Annotated in this window: 2 protein-coding genes and 1 pseudogene; 2 read left to right on the top strand and 1 reads right to left on the bottom strand. The window is 62.6% G+C overall.

Annotated elements, in window-relative coordinates; translation table 11 throughout:
• Positions 1–189 (top strand): annotated as a pseudogene (locus WBV42_RS07800) (7,8-didemethyl-8-hydroxy-5-deazariboflavin synthase subunit CofG); the annotation flags it as partial.
• Positions 190–241: 52 nt separating this feature from the next.
• On the opposite strand, the gene cofH reads toward WBV42_RS07800, so the two are convergent.
• Positions 242–1,594: a 7,8-didemethyl-8-hydroxy-5-deazariboflavin synthase subunit CofH gene (gene cofH / locus WBV42_RS07795; protein ID WP_423985518.1), complete on the bottom strand. Its 1,353-nt coding sequence runs from the start codon at positions 1,592–1,594 to the stop codon at positions 242–244.
• A 145-nt stretch (positions 1,595–1,739) separates the two neighbouring features.
• On the opposite strand from cofH, the gene WBV42_RS07790 reads away from it, so the two are divergent.
• Positions 1,740–2,759: a phosphoribosylaminoimidazolesuccinocarboxamide synthase gene (locus WBV42_RS07790; protein ID WP_423985517.1), complete on the top strand. Its 1,020-nt coding sequence runs from the start codon at positions 1,740–1,742 to the stop codon at positions 2,757–2,759.
• Positions 2,760–2,924: the final 165 nt, after the last annotated feature.

Raw genomic sequence — 2,924 nt, 5'->3', positions numbered from 1 at the left:
CCGGACTACGAATGGCCCGCCCTGCGCGAACTGGAGGACATCGCGGAATCGGCGGGCGTTCCGCTCCACGAGCGTCTCCCGGTGTACGAACGATACGTCGCGGACGAGTGGGTTTCCGACCGGATTCGGACGGAGATCGACGCGAATACCGACGCCAGTCGACGATACCGGGACGTTTTGGGGCGCTAATTCGGGCGGGACCGAAGAATCGTCGTCGTAGTGAATCGTCAGTCGAGAATCGTCAGTCGAGGAGCGGCGTGCCGTCCGCACACGGGCCGAGCGTCGGGCCGAACGGCGGGTCGTCGGGGTCGATTTCGCGTATCTGTCGGTAGTCGGTCGAACGCTCTGCGGGAGTGCGGCCGATGGTCGTTATCATCTCGACGTACTCCTCGAAGGAGCGGAACTCGCCGAACTGGCCGCCCGCGCGTTTCGTGATTTCCTCCGAGAGGATGGTTCCCATGAAGTCGTTCGCGCCACAGGAGAGCATCTTGAGTCCCTGTTCGTCGCCGTACTTGACCCACGAGGACTGGATGTTCTCGATGTTGTCCAAGAAGAGTCGGGCGACCGCGATGAGCAGTTCGTCCTCGTGGATACTCGCACCGTTTTCGACCATCCCGCGTTCGTACAGCGGCGTGTTCTGATGGATGAACGAGAGCGGGACGAACTCCGTTATCGCGCCGGTTCGGTCCTGTAGCTCGCGGAGCTTTTCCAGATGCAGCACGCGGTGCATCTCGTTTTCGACGTGGCCGTACATGATGGTCGCCGTGGTGTCGAGGCCGACGTTCGCGGCGGCCTCCATGGACTCCATCCACTCGTCCGTGCGGATCTTTCCGGGGCAGATGATGCCCCGCACCTCGTCCACCAGAATCTCGGCGGCGGTACCCGGCGCGCTGTCGAGTCCGGCGGCCTTCAGCCTACGGTACACCTCCTCGTAACTCCAGTCCGTGCCGCGACGGGCGTGATACGCTTCCTCGGGCGTCATGGAGTGGACGTGGATGCCGGGCAGGCTCATCGCGCGGATCTGCTCGACGTACGTCGCGGGGTCGGTTTTGTACTCGTCCGGGTGTTTGAAGTTCAAATCGCCGCGCTCGCTCGCATCGAGGATTTCGAGGTGCTCGTCGTCGAGCGCGAGTCCGGGGTGGAGACCGCTGACCGACGTAACCTCGTAGATACCGCGTTCGCGCGCGTCGGCGACGATTTCACGGGACTCGTCCGGCGTTTTCGTGAATCCGCCGTGGTCCTCGTCCGCGCCGACCTCGAAGTTCCGTGCGGTGTTCTTGAAGTTGCAGAAGAGACAACCGGTGTTGCACGCCGTCGTGACGTTGTTGTTCAGGTTGGCGACGAACGTGACCGTGTCGCCGACGACTTCCTCGCGGCGGCGGTCGGCGGCCTCCAACACACGCTCCTTTCGGACGAGGTCGATACCGGGGTGGTCGGTGCCGGTCGTCAGCAGTTCGACGCCGTCGGCGACCGTCAATCGGTCGCCGTTTCGCGCCCGTTCGAGTGCGTTCTCGAACGATTGATCCGTCTCCGGGACGTGTTCGAATCCGAACCGGTCCCGTGGGATGTTGCTCTCCGCGCGCACGTTAGCCATGGGACAATCATCCGGTCCGACCCCCAAAAATCGCAGGGTCACGGCAGACGGCACTGCATGCATATGTACATCTTTCGGCCACATGTCGGCTCAGTTCAGCACGAAGATGGAAACTACTTAGTCCGGGGACGGCTGAATCACCACCATGACGAGTGTGAAGGAGTTCCGGGTCGAGGAAGAACCGACGCCGGACTCACTCGGGCGCGGGTCGTTCGTGTTCACGAACGACTACTCGGTGTTCGACTGGGGCAAGATGCCGGATACGATTCCGGACAAGGGCGCGAGCCTCTGTACCATGGGCGCGTTCAACTTCGAACGACTGGAGGAGGAAGGCATTCCGACCCACTACCGCGGCGTCGTTTCCGACGGCGACGTGGTTTCCCTCTCGGACGTGACCGAACCGCCGACCGAGATGGCCATCGATCTGACGCAGGTACCGAACCTGCCGCACGAGGGCCGCGATTACGACTACGAACTGTTCCACAGCGGCGCGAACGACAACTACCTCATCCCGCTGGAGGTCGTCTTCCGCAACAGCGTCCCGGTCGGGTCGAGTCTGCGCCGCCGCACCGACCCCGCCGACCACGGGTTGGACTTCCCGGAGTGGCCCGATGGAGCGGTCCAACTCGAAGAGCCGGTGATCGAGTTCTCGACCAAGTTCGAGAAGGGCGACCGATATCTCTCGCGGAGCGAGGCGGACGAAATCGCGGGGAAGGCCGACATCTCGGAACTGGAACGCGTCGCACGCGAGGTCAACGACCTCGTTACCCGGCAGGCCGCGAAATCGAATCTGACCCACGAGGACGGCAAGATCGAGTGTCTCTACTACGACGGCGAGATTCGCGTCGCCGACGTGGTCGGCACCTTCGACGAGAACCGGTTCACCTTCCACGGCCAGCAGGTCAGCAAGGAGTTCATCCGCCAGTACCACAAGCGCGAGCAACCCGCGTGGGTCGACGCCGTCAAGGACGCCAAAGTCGAGGCGAAAGAGCGGGACATCGCCGACTGGAAATCGCTGTGTTCCGAGGACCCACAGCCGCTCCCGGACGAACTGCTCACCGCCGCCCGTGACCTCTACACCGCCGGCACCAACGCCTACGTCGGCCGCGACTTCTTCGACGCGCCGTCGCTGGAGGACGCGGTCATGGCCGTCAAAGAGCTGTAAAATCGGCGAGAAGGGATTTGGATCGGAGCGTTTTGGCGTTGCTTTTCGGAAGGAAGTATTACTCTGGGTTCGTTGATCGTCGTCGAGAATCGTCTCTCGGGACGGCAACGAGTTGGGTTTGTCTGGTGTGTGATTGCAGTCACTGGTAGGTAGACTGCCTCGAAA

Origin of the sequence: Haladaptatus sp., from assembly GCF_049589095.1 — an archaeon.
Classification (GTDB): domain Archaea; phylum Halobacteriota; class Halobacteria; order Halobacteriales; family Haladaptataceae; genus Haladaptatus.
Note: the sequence above shows the minus strand (reverse complement) of the source record. Positions and strands in the feature narration are given on the sequence as shown.